The 14551-nt window shown below is 62.5% G+C and carries 17 protein-coding genes; 7 read left to right on the forward strand and 10 right to left on the reverse strand.

Annotation, left to right across the window (positions count from 1 at the left end; translation table 11 throughout):
• Nucleotides 1-117: 117 nt before the first annotated feature.
• The 5 genes from IMX18_RS20830 to rplU all read right to left on the reverse strand — a co-directional run bounded on the left by IMX18_RS20830 (nt 118) and on the right by rplU (nt 3806).
• A complete protein-coding gene (locus tag IMX18_RS20830; RefSeq protein ID WP_015268900.1) occupies nt 118-579 on the reverse strand; it encodes a CreA family protein in 462 nt (153 codons plus the stop codon).
• Nucleotides 576-1694 carry a glutamate 5-kinase gene (gene proB, locus IMX18_RS20835; protein ID WP_015268899.1) on the reverse strand — a complete coding sequence of 373 codons (1119 nt, stop codon included), beginning with the start codon at nt 1692-1694 and terminating at the stop codon, nt 576-578. The genes IMX18_RS20830 and proB overlap by 4 nt, the downstream gene beginning before the upstream one ends.
• A gap of 85 nt (nt 1695-1779) precedes the next feature.
• Nucleotides 1780-3006 carry an Obg family GTPase CgtA gene (gene cgtA, locus IMX18_RS20840; RefSeq protein ID WP_013970821.1) on the reverse strand — a complete coding sequence of 409 codons (1227 nt, stop codon included), beginning with the start codon at nt 3004-3006 and terminating at the stop codon, nt 1780-1782.
• A gap of 189 nt (nt 3007-3195) precedes the next feature.
• Nucleotides 3196-3453, reverse strand: coding sequence for a 50S ribosomal protein L27 (rpmA, locus tag IMX18_RS20845; RefSeq protein ID WP_003247464.1), 258 nt, complete (start codon nt 3451-3453; stop codon nt 3196-3198).
• Between the two features lie 38 nt (nt 3454-3491).
• Entirely contained in the window at nt 3492-3806 is a 315-nt protein-coding gene (rplU, locus tag IMX18_RS20850) for a 50S ribosomal protein L21 (protein WP_003247466.1), read from the reverse strand.
• A 244-nt stretch (nt 3807-4050) separates the two neighbouring features.
• Here rplU and IMX18_RS20855 point away from each other — a divergent pair, with 244 nt between their 5' ends.
• From IMX18_RS20855 to IMX18_RS20865, 3 genes are all read left to right on the forward strand, one after another.
• Nucleotides 4051-5019: a polyprenyl synthetase family protein gene (locus IMX18_RS20855; RefSeq protein ID WP_003256318.1), complete on the forward strand. Its 969-nt coding sequence runs from the start codon at nt 4051-4053 to the stop codon at nt 5017-5019.
• 166 nt (nt 5020-5185) lie between these two features.
• Nucleotides 5186-5527, forward strand: coding sequence for a zinc ribbon domain-containing protein YjdM (locus IMX18_RS20860; protein WP_009686103.1), 342 nt, complete (start codon nt 5186-5188; stop codon nt 5525-5527).
• Nucleotides 5528-5611: 84 nt separating this feature from the next.
• On the forward strand, nt 5612-5857 hold the full coding sequence (locus tag IMX18_RS20865; protein WP_003256316.1) for a PA4570 family protein: 246 nt from the start codon (nt 5612-5614) through the stop codon (nt 5855-5857).
• Nucleotides 5858-5975: 118 nt separating this feature from the next.
• On the opposite strand, the gene bamJ is transcribed toward IMX18_RS20865, so the two are convergent.
• The 5 genes from bamJ to IMX18_RS20890 all read right to left on the reverse strand — a co-directional run bounded on the left by bamJ (nt 5976) and on the right by IMX18_RS20890 (nt 10722).
• The gene (gene bamJ / locus IMX18_RS20870; RefSeq protein ID WP_003256315.1) at nt 5976-6593 is read right to left on the reverse strand and encodes a BamJ family beta-barrel-assembly machinery protein; all 618 of its coding nucleotides are present in this window, start codon (nt 6591-6593) and stop codon (nt 5976-5978) included.
• An 85-nt stretch (nt 6594-6678) separates the two neighbouring features.
• The gene (locus IMX18_RS20875) at nt 6679-6984 is read right to left on the reverse strand and encodes a DUF6482 family protein (RefSeq protein ID WP_015268897.1); all 306 of its coding nucleotides are present in this window, start codon (nt 6982-6984) and stop codon (nt 6679-6681) included.
• A 158-nt stretch (nt 6985-7142) separates the two neighbouring features.
• Entirely contained in the window at nt 7143-7631 is a 489-nt protein-coding gene (locus IMX18_RS20880; RefSeq protein WP_003247486.1) for a TIGR00645 family protein, read from the reverse strand.
• A gap of 152 nt (nt 7632-7783) precedes the next feature.
• Nucleotides 7784-8122 (reverse strand): PA4575 family protein, encoded by a 339-nt coding sequence (locus IMX18_RS20885; protein WP_003247487.1) that lies wholly within the window; start codon nt 8120-8122, stop codon nt 7784-7786.
• 161 nt (nt 8123-8283) lie between these two features.
• Complete coding sequence (locus IMX18_RS20890) at nt 8284-10722, reverse strand: Lon protease family protein (RefSeq protein WP_013970817.1); 2439 nt, start codon at nt 10720-10722, stop codon at nt 8284-8286.
• 253 nt (nt 10723-10975) lie between these two features.
• On the opposite strand from IMX18_RS20890, the gene IMX18_RS20895 reads away from it, so the two are divergent.
• The 4 genes from IMX18_RS20895 (at nt 10976) to IMX18_RS20910 (ending at nt 14529) form a co-directional block, all read left to right on the forward strand.
• Nucleotides 10976-11464 carry a DUF3015 domain-containing protein gene (locus IMX18_RS20895; RefSeq protein ID WP_003256313.1) on the forward strand — a complete coding sequence of 163 codons (489 nt, stop codon included), beginning with the start codon at nt 10976-10978 and terminating at the stop codon, nt 11462-11464.
• 74 nt (nt 11465-11538) lie between these two features.
• Nucleotides 11539-13392: an Lnb N-terminal periplasmic domain-containing protein gene (locus tag IMX18_RS20900; protein ID WP_217190760.1), complete on the forward strand. Its 1854-nt coding sequence runs from the start codon at nt 11539-11541 to the stop codon at nt 13390-13392.
• A 215-nt stretch (nt 13393-13607) separates the two neighbouring features.
• Nucleotides 13608-13964 carry a hypothetical protein gene (locus IMX18_RS20905; protein WP_013970815.1) on the forward strand — a complete coding sequence of 119 codons (357 nt, stop codon included), beginning with the start codon at nt 13608-13610 and terminating at the stop codon, nt 13962-13964.
• A 67-nt stretch (nt 13965-14031) separates the two neighbouring features.
• Entirely contained in the window at nt 14032-14529 is a 498-nt protein-coding gene (locus tag IMX18_RS20910) for a GreA/GreB family elongation factor (protein ID WP_015268895.1), read from the forward strand.
• Nucleotides 14530-14551: the final 22 nt, after the last annotated feature.

Raw genomic sequence — 14551 nt, forward strand, 5'->3', positions numbered from 1 at the left:
TGCGGCCCTTTCGCAGCACAAGGCTGCTCCTACAAAGGTATGCATACGCCGATCAATGTAGGAACAGCCTTGTGCTGCGAATGGAGGCCGAAGGCCTCCCAAAAATCTACCAAGCTATCAATGAGCCCAAGGCAGAATCGGAATCGCGGTCACCGCATTCTGCGGGCTGCCTTCGATCATGCGGTCGCTGTACACCAGGTACACCAGCGTATTGCGCTTCTTGTCGAGGAAGCGCACCACCTGCATGGTCTTGAACACCAGCGAGGTGCGCTCCTTGAACACTTCCTCGCCATCCTTCAGCTCACCCTTGAAGCTGATCGGCCCGACCTGACGACAGGCAATCGATGCCTCCGCCCGGTCCTCCGCCAACCCCAACCCACCCTTCACGCCGCCAGTCTTGGCCCGCGACAGGTAGCAGGTCACACCCTCGACCTTGGGGTCGTCGAACGCCTCGACCACAATGCGGTCATTCGGCCCGAGGAACTTGAACACGGTGGACACCTGGCCGATTTCCTCGGCCCCGGCCAGCATTGGCAGCACCAATGCCGCCACGCCGATTACCCGCTTCAGCACGCTCATACCAGCACCAGGTTGTCGCGGTGCACCAACTCCGGTTCTGCGCTGTAGCCCAGCAGGCTTTCGATGGCATCGGATGGCTGGCCGATGATCTTCTGCGCCTCAAGGGCGCTGTAGTTGGCCAGCCCACGGGCTACTTCCAGGCCGTCCGGGCCGACGCACACCACCATCTCGCCACGACGGAAGCTGCCCTGCACGGTCTTCACGCCAACCGGCAGCAGGCTCTTGTTGGCCTGGCGCAGCGCCTGCACGGCACCGGCATCCAGCACCAGGGTGCCACGGGTCTGCAGATGGCCGGCCAGCCACTGCTTGCGCGCGGCAAGCATGCCGCGCTCGGGCGACAGCAAGGTACCCAGGCGTTCGCCAGCCTTGAGGCGATCCAGCACGCGCTCGATGCGACCACCGATGATGATGGTGTGGGCACCGGAACGGGCAGCCAGGCGCGCGGCGCGCAGCTTGGTCTGCATGCCGCCACGACCCAGCGCGCCACCGGTACCGCCGGCCACGGCATCCAGTGCCGGGTCGTCGGCGCGAGCCTCGTAGATCAGCTGGGCTTCGGGGTTGTTGCGCGGGTCGGCGTCGAACATGCCATCGCGGTCGGTGAGAATCACCAGCAGGTCAGCCTCGACCAGGTTGGCCACCAGCGCCGCCAGGGTGTCGTTGTCGCCGAAGCGGATCTCATCGGTGACCACGGTATCGTTTTCGTTGATCACCGGCACCACGCCCAGGTCGACCAGCGTGCGCAGGGTGCTGCGGGCGTTCAGGTAGCGCTTGCGGTCGGACAGGTCGTCATGGGTCAGCAGGATTTGCGCGGTGTGCTTGCCGTGCTCGCCGAAGCTCGACTCCCAGGCCTGCACCAGGCGCATCTGGCCGATCGAGGCAGCCGCCTGCAGCTCGTTCATCGCACTCGGTCGCGACGTCCAGCCCAGCTGGCTCATGCCGGCAGCCACGGCCCCGGAGGAGACCAGTACCAACTCCACGCCTGCCTCACGCAGCGCGACCATCTGCTCGACCCAAACGGCCATGGCACCGCGATCGAGGCCTTTGCCATCGGCGGTCAGCAGAGCACTGCCAATCTTCACGACCCAGCGCTTGGCGCCCGTCACCTTGCTTCGCATCTTCTTCCAACCTATGTCGAATCTGTAGATACCGTGGATACAAAAACGCCGCTCCAAAGAGCGGCGTTTAGTGTACTGCAACCGGTCAGTCGCGCACGTAAATGATTTCCGGGCCGTCTTCGTCGTCCTCGAAATCATCGTCCCAACCATCATCGTCGCCGATGTCGTGCACGCTCTTGACACCAGTACGGCGCAGGGTACGGGCGTCGTCCAGGGCCTGCAGCTGGGCACGGGCTTCGTCTTCGATGCGCTGGTCGAGGTCGGCCAGCTCTTCGGCGTAGGCCGGGTCGTTGGCCAGGCGGTCGGCGCGGTCTTCGAGGTAGCGCATCAGGTCGTGGCTGAGCTTTTCGGTGCCCTGCTTGGAGATGGCCGAAATCACGTAGACCGGGCCCTCCCACTGCAGGCGCTCGACCACTTCCTTGACCCGCTCGTCGCGCTCGTCATCCATGACCATGTCGGCCTTGTTCAGCACCAGCCAGCGCTCACGCTCAGCCAGCGACGGGCTGAAGCGGGTCAGCTCGTTGACGATGACTTCGGCGGCATCGGCTGGGCTGCTTCCGTCCAGCGGCGCCATGTCCACCAGGTGCAGCAGTACGCGGGTACGCGCCAGGTGCTTGAGGAAGCGGATACCCAGGCCGGCGCCTTCGGAAGCACCTTCGATCAGGCCGGGAATGTCGGCGATGACGAAGCTCTTCCAGCGGTCGACGCTGACCACACCCAGGTTCGGCACCAGGGTGGTGAACGGGTAGTCGGCCACTTTCGGCTTGGCGGCCGAAACCGAGCGAATGAAAGTGCTCTTGCCGGCATTCGGCAGGCCCAGCAGGCCGACGTCAGCCAGCACTTTCATTTCCATCTTCAGGTCACGCTGGTCACCTGGCTTGCCCGGGGTGGTCTGGCGCGGTGCACGGTTGGTGCTGGACTTGAAGCGGGTGTTGCCCAGGCCGTGCCAGCCGCCTTGGGCGACCATCAGTTTCTGGCCCGGGGTGACCAGGTCACCGATCACTTCCTGGGTGGAGGCGTCGATCACGGTAGTGCCGACCGGCACACGCAGGTACAGGTCGTCGCCCTTCTTGCCGGTGCAGTCGGTGCTGCCGCCGTTGGCGCCACGCTGGGCCTCGTGGTGACGGGTGTAGCGATAGTCGACCAGGGTGTTGAGGTTTTCGTCGGCGATCATGTACACCGAACCACCGTCGCCACCGTCACCACCGTTGGGGCCACCGTTCTCGATGAATTTCTCGCGACGGAAGCTCATGCAACCGTTGCCACCGTCACCGGCCTTGACCCGAATGGATACTTCGTCAACAAACTTCATTCAAAACCGCCTCTCGCCTGCTGGCGAGTTGAATACCTGAAAAACCTGAGGCTCTTGCAAAAATGAGCGCGGCGGCCCCGTACGACCGTAGAAACCCACGCCGGCAGCCCATACAAACAGCTTTGCAAGAGGCTCACCACAAACGAAAAAGCCCCGTCGCATGACGGGGCTTCTGGAGCGACGTCGCGATTAAGCGGCGACGATGCTCACGTAACGGCGCATGAACTCGCCTTTTTTCTCGAACTTGATCACGCCTTCGATCTTGGCGAACAAGGTGTGATCCTTGCCCATGCCAACACCGTAGCCAGCGTGGAATTCGGTGCCGCGCTGACGGACGATGATGTTGCCTGGCTTGATAACCTGGCCGCCATACATCTTCACGCCAAGGCGTTTCGATTCTGAGTCGCGACCGTTACGAGTACTACCACCAGCCTTCTTGTGAGCCATGGTTCAATTCTCCAAATAAATTCAGGGGATCTAGGGGATTAAGCCTGGATACCGGTGATTTTGATCTCGGTGAACCACTGGCGGTGGCCCATACGCTTCATGTGGTGCTTACGACGACGGAACTTGATGATGCGAACCTTGTCGTGGCGGCCTTGCGAAACGACTTCGGCCACTACTTTAGCGCCAGCAACAACTGGAGCACCGATGGTGACTTCTTCACCGTTGGCGACCAGCAGGACGCGATCGAAGGTCACGGATTCGCCAGTGGCGACTTCCAGTTTTTCGATCTTGAGGAATTCACCTTCAGCGACTTTGTACTGCTTGCCGCCGGTAACGATTACTGCGTAAGACATGGTATTTCTCCGATAATCCTGCTCACCCAGCGCTTTATATGATGAGTATTGGCTGGCATGGCTGCACAGGGCTGGAACGGCCCGGCGCAATTGCGTAAGGCAGGTGCTGCCCAGGAAGTTAGGGTGCGCGATTGTACGCAACCGCGGTTTTGCTTGCAAGTGCCGCCCCCGGGGCGCTGGCACCGCGCCTTGACACACCGGGACCCGCGACCTAGCATGCCGCGCAACCTCACTGGAGCAGCCGATGCAACCCCAATCCTTCTACCGCGCGGTGGCTGATGATTTCAGCGCCGTCGACGAGATCATCAAGAAGCAGCTGACCTCGCGCGTGCCGCTGGTATCGAAGATCGGCGACTATATCACGTCCGCCGGTGGCAAGCGCCTGCGCCCCCTGCTGGTGCTGCTGTGTGGCAAGGCCCTGGGCCGCGAAGGCGACGACCTGCGCCTGCTGGCTGCCACCATCGAATTCCTGCACACCGCTACCCTGCTGCACGACGACGTGGTCGACATGTCCGGCATGCGCCGTGGCCGCTCCACCGCCAATGCCCTGTGGGGCAACGCGCCGAGCGTGCTGGTGGGTGACTTCCTCTATTCGCGCTCGTTCGAGATGATGGTCGAACTGGGCTCGATGCCGGTCATGCAGATCCTGTCCAAGGCCACCCGCGTGATTGCCGAAGGTGAGGTGCTGCAGCTGTCGCGGGTACGCGACGCCAGCACCACCGAGGAAGTCTACATGGAGGTCATCCGCGGCAAGACCGCGATGCTGTTCGAGGCTTCGACCCACAGCGCCGCCGCGCTGGCCGAAGCAACCGACGAACAGCGCGAGGCCTTGCGTACCTTCGGTGACCACCTGGGCGTGGCGTTCCAGCTGGTCGACGACCTGCTGGACTACAAGGGTGACTCGCAGACCCTGGGCAAGAACGTCGGTGACGACCTGGCCGAAGGCAAGCCTACCCTGCCGCTGATCTACACCATGCGCGAAGGCACCGCCGAACAGGCTGCGCTGGTGCGCCAGGCGATCCAAAAGGGTGGCCTGGAAGACCTGGAGCAGATTCGCGTGGCAGTCGAGGAGTCGGGTGCTCTGAAGTACACGGCGGAGCTTGCGCGTGACTATGTGAAGCGTGCCATCCAGTGCCTGGAAGTACTGCCGGCCAGCGAATATCGTGATGCGCTGGTCGAGTTGAGCGAGTTTGCTGTCGCGCGTACTCACTGATAGACCGAGTCGTCTTCATTCGCGGGCAAGCCCGCTCCTACAGGATTGCGTCGCCTGTATGAGCTGGCTTGCCCGCGATGCTTTTGTACGGACATAATCACTTCTGAAAAAATACCTTATACTATTCGGGTTTTTAACCGCCCGTCTGTTTGTTTGAGGAACCGAAGTGAGCACTCTGCCACCCTGCCCGAAATGCAACTCCGAATACACCTATGAGGATGGCACGCAGCTGATCTGCCCTGAATGCGCCCACGAGTGGTCGGCCAGCGGCGACGCCGAAGCGGCCAGCGACGAGGTGGTGAAGAAGGACTCGGTCGGCAACATCCTGCAGGATGGCGACACCGTCACCGTGATCAAGGACCTCAAGGTCAAGGGCTCGTCCCTGGTGGTCAAGGTCGGCACCAAGGTCAAGAACATCCGCCTGTGCGACGGCGACCACGACATCGACTGCAAGATCGACGGCATCGGCGCCATGAAGCTGAAGTCCGAGTTCGTACGCAAGGTCTGATTTTCCATAAAACCGCCAATTGGCGCTTGCTATTCAGATAATAAGAATTATTCTCATTGGGACTGCTATCCAAGGAGAATAGCCATGACTTATCTGATCGACGCCTGGCTGGACCGCCCTCACCCCTACCTGCGCATTCTTCATCGGGAAACCGGCGAAGTGTGCGCGGTGCTTGAAGAAGAAGCACTCGACGAGCTGCGTGACCAGGGCGACCTGGACATGAGCGGGCTGAATTCGAGTGAACCGGGGGTACTCAAGGAGCTGGTGCGGAATCTGTTTCTGTTCTGCTATGCGCGGGCGTTGCGCCCCGGGGGGACAGACTGGAACTGACGGACCTGGCGAGGGCTTCGCCCTCGATCGCGACACAAGGCCGCTCCTACAAGTGTATGCGTTCCCCTGTAGAAGCGGCCTTGTGTCGCGAATGGGCCGCAAAGCGGCCCCAGCGGCATTACAGAACGTCGAGCAGCTCGACGTCGAACACCAGCACGCTGTGCGGCGGGATGCTGCCAACGCCTTGGGCACCGTAGGCCAGCTCGCTCGGCACGTACAGGCGCCATTTGCTGCCAGCGTTCATCAGCTGCAGGGCTTCGGTCCAGCCAGCGATCACACCACCTACCGGGAATTCAGCCGGCTGACCACGATCGTAGGAGCTGTCGAACACAGTGCCGTCGATCAGGGTGCCGTGGTAGTGGGTGCGCACATTGTCTTCGCGGGTCGGCTTGGCGCCTTCACCTGCGGTCAGTACTTCGAACTGCAGGCCCGAAGCCAGGGTGGTGATGCCGTCACGCTTGGCGTTCTCGACCAGGAATGCCTTGCCAGCGGCAGCAGCGGCTTCAGCCTTGGCAGCTGCTTCGGCTTGCATCACTTCGCGGATCACCTTGAAGCTGGCCGACAGGTCGGCTTCGCTGACGCGGCTGTCGGCGCCGTTGAAGGCATCGGTCAGGCCAGCCAGGATGGCTTCCAGGCTGACGCCCGGTGGCGGGTTGTCGCGCAGCTGGCCGCCCAGCTGACGGCCGATGCCGTAGCTGACGCGCGTTTCGTCGGTGGACAGGTTGAGTTCGGACATTGTCGTGCTCCACTGCAGGGCGCAGTGAAGCCGCGCCCTTGATGAAAAGGGCGAGCAGCCTAGCACACTGGGGCGCTGCGAGCAGCTACCAGGCCGAGCGCTGGGAAATCGGCACCTTCAAGTCTTCTTCCGGGTGCGTGCCCATGCCGCACATTTCGTCCTGCACCGACCAGTGCACCAGGTTCATCGAGACCATGGGGATGGTTTGCAGCAACTTGCGTGCATCCTCCACCGAATGCACGCGCAAGCGTTCACCACGGGCATCGGACAGGGGGTGGGGGTGGCCTTTGATCCGCGCTTCGAGCAGGTAGTCACCGCCTTCGATGGCGATCAGGTTCAGTTCGTCGACATGGCCAGCCCTGGCCTCGGTGTTGAGCTGATGCAGGTTCATGAGAGCACCTCGCGATGGGAACCACGCATGAGAGCTCATTTTTTGTACAGAAAGGGCGAATGCACAAGGCATGACTGACGCCGCTCGTCAGTTGGACCGCGCCGGCCTCTTCGCGGGCTTGCCCGCTCCCACAGGGATGGCGAAGAGGCCTGAAAGGTTCAGTGCTTGGTCAGCTTGTCCAGGTAACCCATGCAGAATGCCGAGACCACGAAGGTCATGTGGATGATCACGTACCACATCAGGTAATCGGTGGAGATGTTCTGTGCGTCCATGAACACCCGCAGCAGGTGGATGGACGAAATGGCCACGATCGACGCGGCAACCTTCATCTTCAGCGACGAAGAGTCCATCTTGCCCAGCCAGTTAAGCTTTTCCTTGCTCTCGTCGATGTCCAGTTGCGAAACGAAGTTCTCGTAGCCGGAGATCATCACCATCACCAGCAGGCCGCCCACCAGCGACATGTCGATCAGCGACAGGATCACCAGGATCAGGTCGGCTTCGCTGAGGGCGAAGACGTTGGGCAGGACGTGGACCACTTCCTGGAAGAATTTCAGCGCCAGGGCCAGCAGGCCGAGGGACAGGCCGAAGTAGATGGGGGCGAGCAGCCAGCGCGAGGCATACATCGCATTTTCGAGGATACGTTCCATGGAGTGTCGGGACTCATCAGGTGACTAAAAAAGCGACGGCGAGTATAGCCAGCCACCTGTTACAGCAAAAGCCCGGGGCTGCCATGCAGCCCATTCGCTTGTAGGAGCAGCCTTGTGCTGCGAATGGGCCGCAAAGCGGCCCCCTGCATCAATCAGGTCTCAGGATGAAACTGGTAATCCCCCAGATTCCGACACCGCTCACCATTGATCCGCCGCAACTGCGCCTGCAAATGCAAACACCAGATCTGCGGATCCTCGGCCACCTGATACCCATGCAAGGTCAGGCTGTCGACAATGGCATTGAGCACAGATTCGGCCACCAGCGGCCCATGGAACGGCCCTTGGGCCTTGATCGCGGACGGTTGTTCACCGGCCATGCCGGCGGCGAACAGCAGCGTCCACATGCCGTTATCCCCGGCCAGCGGACGGATGCTGCATTCGATGCGGGTCACCAGGCCCAGGCACTGGCGTGTGAGGCTGAGATTGCGCATGGCCGCGCCCCCTCCAATAAGCCTTGTTCAGCCTGAACCTCAGGCTGTTTCCATCCTGAACGCTGTTACCGTCCTTAAGTTCCAGCATAGAAGAACGGTACAGAAAGATGGAAAACCGGCGCTGAACGGTAGCACATCGCCGCCAGCGCCGGTTTCTTGACTCAGGCCGGCTTGGCCTGGGCAATCACCTCTTCCAGGCGCTCTTTCTCCGCCTTCTCGATTTCTTCCTCGCTGATCATCTCGGCAATCTCACGCAGGCGCTCCACCACCCGCGCGTTGACGCTGCCTTCGGTGAACTGGCCCTTGTCATCCAGCACACCGGCCTCCTCGCCCACCAGCAGGCTCAACGCCTCGTCGGCCTGGCTGACCGCGTACACGTGGAACATGCCGTTCTCCACTGCCTGCAGCACACGCTCGTCGAGCATCAGCGTGGCAACGTTGGCACGCGGGATGATCACTCCCTGCTCGCCGGTCAGGCCACGCGCCTCGCACAAGCGGAAGAAGCCTTCGATCTTCTCGTTGACCCCACCCACCGCCTGCACTTCACCAAACTGGTTGATCGAGCCGGTGATGGCGAAGCACTGCTTGAGCGGCGTACGCGACAAGGCCGAGATCAGCGTGCAGGCTTCGCCCAGCGAGGCGCTGTCACCGTCCACATAGCCGTAGGACTGTTCCAGGGCGATGCTCGCCGAGATCGCCAGCGGGAACTCCTGGGCATAGCGGCTGCCCAGGTAGCCGGTGAGGATCATCACACCCTTGGAGTGGATCGGCTGGCCGAGGTTTACCTCACGCTCGATGTCGACGATACCGCTGCCGCCCGGGTACACGGTGGCGGAGATACGCGCCGGCATACCGAACGCCGAATCACCCACTTCCAGCACGGTCAGGCCGTTGCACTTGCCGATGGCCGCGCCTTCGGTGTCGATCAGGATGATGCCGGCGAGCATGTCGTCCAGCACCCGCTGCGAAACACGCCCGGTGCGGGTGGCCTTGGCCTTGAGCGCACGCTCGATGTGCCCGGCGTCGGTCATTTCGTCACTGGCCAGCTGGCGGATGAAATCAGCTTCGCTGACCAGCTGGAACAGGTCGCCGATACGTGCCGACAGGCGCGACTGGTTTTCTGCCAGGCGGGCGCTGTAGGTGGCCAGACGCGCCACCGCGTCACTGGTCAGTGGCGCCATGCCCTCTTCGTTGGTGCGGGTGCGCAACAGCTGGGCGAACTGCTCCAGGTTCTCATCGACCATGGGCATGTCTTCGTCGAAGTCCACCAGCACCCGGAACATCTCCTGGAAGTCCGGGTCGTGGTCCTGCAGCGCGTAGTAAAGCTGGCGCGAACCGATGATGACCAGCTTGATGTTCAGCGGGATCATCTGCGGCGTCAGGCTGACGGTAGCCACCCGCCCCAGCTCGCCCAGTGGCGACTCCATCTTCAACTTGCGCGACTGCAGCGCACGCTTGAGTGCGTCCCAGACGAACGGCTCGCCCAACATCTTCTCGGCTTCCAGAATCAGGAAGCCGCCGTTGGCGCGGTGTAGCGCGCCTGGGCGCAGCTGGCGGTACGAGGTGTACAGCGCACCCTGGTCGGTGCTGTATTCGATACGGCCAAACAGGTTGTCGTAGGTCGGGTGCGGCTCGAACACCACCGGCGCACCGCCGTCGGCGTGGTGGCCGACCACCAGGCTTGGCGCGTACTGCTCTTCCAGCAGCTTGCGCGCAGCCGCGTCGGTCTTGCTGTCATCGACCAGTTGCTCGACCACGGTACGCAGCAGGTTCAGCTGCACCGACTGCAGGTAGGCGCAGACCGCAGCGTTCTCGGCGTACTTCTCCGACAGCGGCGCCAGCAACGGCTGCAGGGCCAGGGTGATGGTTTCCTCGTTGAGCTGGCGCAGCTGGTTGTTCGACTCGCGCTTCCATTGCGGCAGGCTGGCCAGCTCTTCGTTCAGGCGTTCCTCGAGCAGGGCGATATCCTCGTGGAACTGCTCGCGCACCTCTTCCGGCAACTGGGCGAATTCGGCTTCATCCAGCGCCTTGCCGTCGGCCATCGGGGTGAAGGCGACGTTGCTGGCATCGCGGTACAGGGCCACGTCCTTTTCCAGCGAGGCGCGCTCGATCACATCCAGGGCGCGGTCGTAACGCTGGTTGAAGGCGCGGTCGATGGCGCCTTTCTTCTGCTGGTAGGACGGGTGCTCGAATACCGCAGGGAAGGTCGACAACAGGTTGTCGATCAGCCCGTTCATGTCGGCGATGAACGCCCCGGCGGTGCCGGACGGCAATTCCAGTGCGCGGGGTTCACGCGTGTCATCGAAGTGGTTGACGTAAACCCAGTCGGCCGGGGTCTGCTGACGCTTGCCCTCGGCCTTGAGGTAGCGCTTGACGAACGAGAAGCGGCCGGTTCCGGGCTCGCCCATCACGTACACGTTGTAACCAGGGCGCGGCATGGCCACGCCAAACTGCAGGGCCTCGACAGCACGTTCCTGGCCCAGGACTCCGCGAAACGGCTCCAGATCGTCGGTATTGGTAAAGGCAAACTGCTCGGGGGAGAAACGCCGGGTCAGGGCTTCAGGCGCGAGACGCAGGCGCGCAGCGACAGGATCGGGCATTGGGTTTCCTTACTTCGGCGGGGCAGATACGCAGCATTCTGGCGCTGCCCGCGCGCGCCTTGCAAGGCTCCGCAGGACTTTATGTCGCAGCCGGTGCGGGTCATGCAACAGCAAATTTTTCGCAATCAACAACGCAACTCTTAGATCGTGCCTAAACTCCAAGCTGCGCGGGTGGGTGAAAAGCTTTCCCGACCTGGCAACCGAGTTGCCAGAAACCCTGACCCTTGGTTAAGTCAAATAGAGAACAAATGCTATGAAACGGATTCTTCTGGGTACTCTGTTCACCGTGGTCTCGATCAATGCCATGGCCGAAGCGCCAGGCGGCCCGAACTGCGGCTGGGGCAACATGCTGTTCGAAGGCCAGCGCGGCACTCCGGCACACTTCCTGGCTTCCACCACCAACGGCACCTCCGGTAACGCCACCTTCGGCATGACCTCCGGCACCAACGGCTGCTCGACCAAAGCGTCGCTGACCTACGGCGGCAAGTCCTGGTTCGCCATGAACGGCATGATGAATGAACTTTCCGAAGACATGGCCATGGGCCAGGGCGAAGCACTGACCACCTATGCCGTGGTTCTCGGCGTGGCCCCTGAAGACCGTGGCTACTTCGCATCGGTCACCCATCAGCACTTCAACCAGATCTTCAGCAGCGCCGACGTCACTGCCGAAACCGTCCACAGCAACACCCTGGCTGTTCTGAAGAACGACCCACGCCTGGCCAAATACGCAACCGAGGCCTGAGTGCAGCTCCTCCCGCCCCGGCCCCGGGGCGGGTTTCGCCTTTTTTCGGCATCGTTAAGAAGTAGTTGCCCGACATGCTCAAACGCTTCGTATCCCTGGCGCTGTGTGCCTGCGCCCCTGCTCATGCCGCGCCCGTGCTGGACCAAGGCCGTGTCCAGCAACTGGCCAACACCCCTTACTGGATTGCCCTGGGCCATTACGAAACCGCCAAGCTGGGTGGCTGGCGCAGCTATGTGGACGATGATGCGTTCTTCCTCGCCGAGGATGGCGCGCACCACCCCGACCAGGAACTGAAAGCCACGGTCGAAGCGCTGTACGCCCCGGCCAGCCTCGGCGACAAACATGCCCAGTGCGTATTCCCGGCGCGCACCCGCTGGCTGCGCGAACAGCTCGACTTGCAAGACTTGCCGCAACCTGACTGCCAGGAGTTCACCACCTGGTACCAGTCTATCGACCCACACAGTGCGGCGCTGATCTTCCCGGCGGCCTACCTGAACAGCCCGTCATCGATGTTCGGCCACACCTTGCTGCGCATCGACCAGTCCAACACCCGCAGCGACGACACCACGCTGCTGAGCTACGCAATCAACTTCGGCGCCTACATCGAAGGCAGCGACAACAGCATCCTGTATGCCTGGAAGGGCCTGATGGGTGGCTACCCGGGCCTGTTCGCGCTGATGCCCTACCAGGAGAAACTGTCCGAATACCGCAGCCTGGAAAACCGCGACCTGTGGGAGTACCAACTGGACCTGACCCCGGAAGAAACCGGGCGCATGGTCGAACATGTGTGGGAGCTGAAGCAGATCCAGTTCGACTACTTCTTCTTCGATGAGAACTGCTCGTACCGCCTGCTGGAGCTGCTGCAGGTGGCCCGGCCGGGCCTTGACCTGACCTCGCAGTTCCCGCTGACCGCCATCCCGACCGACACGGTGAAGGCCGTGAAGCAGTCCGGCATGGTCGCCAGCGAGACGTACCGCCCCTCTCGCGAACGTGAACTGCTGGCCCGGGCCGAGCCGCTCGATCACGACGAAAAGCGCCAGGTGCTGGCTGTAAGTGCCAACACCGGGCAACTGCAGAGCCCCGAATTCAAGGCCCTCCCCCGCCAGCGCCAGGCGCTGGTGCAGGACGCCGCGTACCGCCTGGAGCGTTACCGTGCCAATGGCCAGGAGCGCGACCCTGGGCAGGCGAAACGCAGCTTCGAACTGCTGCGGGCAATCAACAGCAACCCGCCCCCACCCCTGCAGATCGAGCGCCCAGGCCTGCCCGAGGACGGCCATGACTCGCGCACCTGGCAGCTGGGCGTAGGCACCCGCGAAGACCGCGCCTACGCCGAGTACGGCCTGCGCATGGCCTACCACGACCTGAATGACAACGCCTATGGCTTCCCGCTGGGGGCGCAGATCGAGATCCTGCAGCTGAAGCTGCGCCAGTACGAAGGCAATGACTGGCAGGTGCAGCGCCTGGACCTGGCCACCATCCGTTCGCTGACACCGCGCAACGAGCTGCTCAAGCCCTGGTCGTGGCAGGTGGCCGGCGGGCTGGAGCGCGTGCCGGGCAAGCATGATGACGAAGTGCTGGTAAGCCATGTGAACGGCGGGGCCGGCGGCACCTGGCAACTGGCCGACGGGTTGCTGGGCTTTGCCCTGGGCACGGTGCGGGTCGAGCACCACAATGATTTTGCCCAGTTCATCGCCCCGGCGGCGGGCTTCAATGGCGGGCTGCTGTGGCGCAACGGGCTGGGCAACATGACGCTGGAGGCCAAGGGCGATTATTTCACCAATGGCGAAGTACGGCGCAGTTTGAGCCTGAACCAGCAATGGGAGATCAGCCAGAACCTGGGCCTGCGGTTGAGTGCATCGCGAGAGTTCAGCCACCTGGCCACGGCGCAGAACGAGGTGATGCTGGAGTTGAAGTGGTATCACTACTGAGGCCGCTTTGCGGCCTTTCGCGGGCATGCCCGCTCCCACAGGTACTGCACTGGCCTCGAATCCTGGGGTGATCCTGTGGGAGCGGGCGTGCCCGCGAATGGGCCAGTGAGGTCAGCAGAGCAGTGTGAACCAACCGACTCTTTGACACTGTTTTAACGACTCCCCGACAAATCGCCACCTAGACTTTCCAGTATCAACCGGAGGGTTTTGTGGTTATGTCGCGGTACTGGTTCGGCGTGTGCATGGCGTTGTTGCTGTCTGGTTGCGAAACCACCCACGAGCAGATGGTCCACCAGGGTTATCCCCCCGCCTATGCCGATGGCTTCCAGGACGGCTGCAGCAGCGGCCGACAGGCGGCAGGGCTGATGGTCGGCGCTTTTCGCAAGGACGTGCCGCGCTACCTGCACGAGCGCCAGTACGAAAGCGGCTGGGACGACGGCTTTCGCCAGTGCCACGCCATGCAGAACAGCGAAGAACAGCGCCAGTACCACGAGCGCTTCTGGGACCAGCGCGAGCGCGACTGGGAGCAGGAAAAGGACCGCGACGCCGCACGCGCCTATCGCCACAACTGAGTCGCAAACGGACATCCCTTGAAACCGGCGGCCTGCGATGATGGTCTCCTGCAAAAGGAGGCCACGCATGAGCCGAGCATTCGTCAACGAAGACCAAGCCGCCGCCCAGGCTGATCAGCCGGTCGAGCGACGGGTCAGCGAACAACCCAACTACGTCACTGCCAGTGGCCTGCGCCAGCTGCAGGAGCGCGTGACCGAGCTGAATGCCCTGCGCAGCGAACTGCAGGCACAAGGTGAACGTGGCGACAAGCAGCGGCTGGCGGATACCGAACGGGACCTGCGCTACTTCAGCGCGCGATTGCAAAGCGCCCAGGTTGTGCCGGCGGCGACATCGCGCAGCAAGGTGCAGATTGGCAGCCGGGTGCGGTTTGTCGATGCGCAGGACCAGGAGCAAGTAGTAAGGCTGGTGGGCGAGGATGAGGCGGATGCCGGGCGGGGGTTGATAAACTGGGGTTCGCCGTTGGGGCGGGCTTTGCTCGGGGCGGGGCCAGGGGATGAGGTGGTCTGGCGGCGGCCGGTGGGGGAGCAGGTGATCGAAGTGGTTGAGGTTTTTGGTGAAGATTGAGGACCTGGGGGCTGCTTTGCAG

Origin of the sequence: Pseudomonas shirazica (genome assembly GCF_015168335.1) — a bacterium.
Classification (GTDB): domain Bacteria; phylum Pseudomonadota; class Gammaproteobacteria; order Pseudomonadales; family Pseudomonadaceae; genus Aquipseudomonas; species Aquipseudomonas asiatica.

Bases quoted from the DNA above. Each gene is read 5' to 3' on its own strand.
- IMX18_RS20880 (WP_003247486.1), bottom strand. From the start codon at position 7,631: ATGGAACGTATCCTCGAAAATGCGATGTATGCCTCGCGCTGGCTGCTC.
- rpmA (WP_003247464.1), bottom strand. From the start codon at position 3,453: ATGGCTCACAAGAAGGCTGGTGGTAGTACTCGTAACGGTCGCGACTCA.
- IMX18_RS20900 (WP_217190760.1), top strand. From the start codon at position 11,539: ATGCTCAAACGCTTCGTATCCCTGGCGCTGTGTGCCTGCGCCCCTGCT.
- IMX18_RS20830 (WP_015268900.1), bottom strand. From the start codon at position 579: ATGAGCGTGCTGAAGCGGGTAATCGGCGTGGCGGCATTGGTGCTGCCA.
- IMX18_RS20905 (WP_013970815.1), top strand. From the start codon at position 13,608: ATGTCGCGGTACTGGTTCGGCGTGTGCATGGCGTTGTTGCTGTCTGGT.
- cgtA (WP_013970821.1), bottom strand. From the start codon at position 3,006: ATGAAGTTTGTTGACGAAGTATCCATTCGGGTCAAGGCCGGTGACGGT.
- IMX18_RS20885 (WP_003247487.1), bottom strand. From the start codon at position 8,122: ATGCGCAATCTCAGCCTCACACGCCAGTGCCTGGGCCTGGTGACCCGC.
- proB (WP_015268899.1), bottom strand. From the start codon at position 1,694: ATGCGAAGCAAGGTGACGGGCGCCAAGCGCTGGGTCGTGAAGATTGGC.
- IMX18_RS20910 (WP_015268895.1), top strand. From the start codon at position 14,032: ATGAGCCGAGCATTCGTCAACGAAGACCAAGCCGCCGCCCAGGCTGAT.
- bamJ (WP_003256315.1), bottom strand. From the start codon at position 6,593: ATGTCCGAACTCAACCTGTCCACCGACGAAACGCGCGTCAGCTACGGC.
- IMX18_RS20895 (WP_003256313.1), top strand. From the start codon at position 10,976: ATGAAACGGATTCTTCTGGGTACTCTGTTCACCGTGGTCTCGATCAAT.
- IMX18_RS20855 (WP_003256318.1), top strand. From the start codon at position 4,051: ATGCAACCCCAATCCTTCTACCGCGCGGTGGCTGATGATTTCAGCGCC.
- IMX18_RS20890 (WP_013970817.1), bottom strand. From the start codon at position 10,722: ATGCCCGATCCTGTCGCTGCGCGCCTGCGTCTCGCGCCTGAAGCCCTG.
- rplU (WP_003247466.1), bottom strand. From the start codon at position 3,806: ATGTCTTACGCAGTAATCGTTACCGGCGGCAAGCAGTACAAAGTCGCT.
- IMX18_RS20865 (WP_003256316.1), top strand. From the start codon at position 5,612: ATGACTTATCTGATCGACGCCTGGCTGGACCGCCCTCACCCCTACCTG.
- IMX18_RS20875 (WP_015268897.1), bottom strand. From the start codon at position 6,984: ATGAACCTGCATCAGCTCAACACCGAGGCCAGGGCTGGCCATGTCGAC.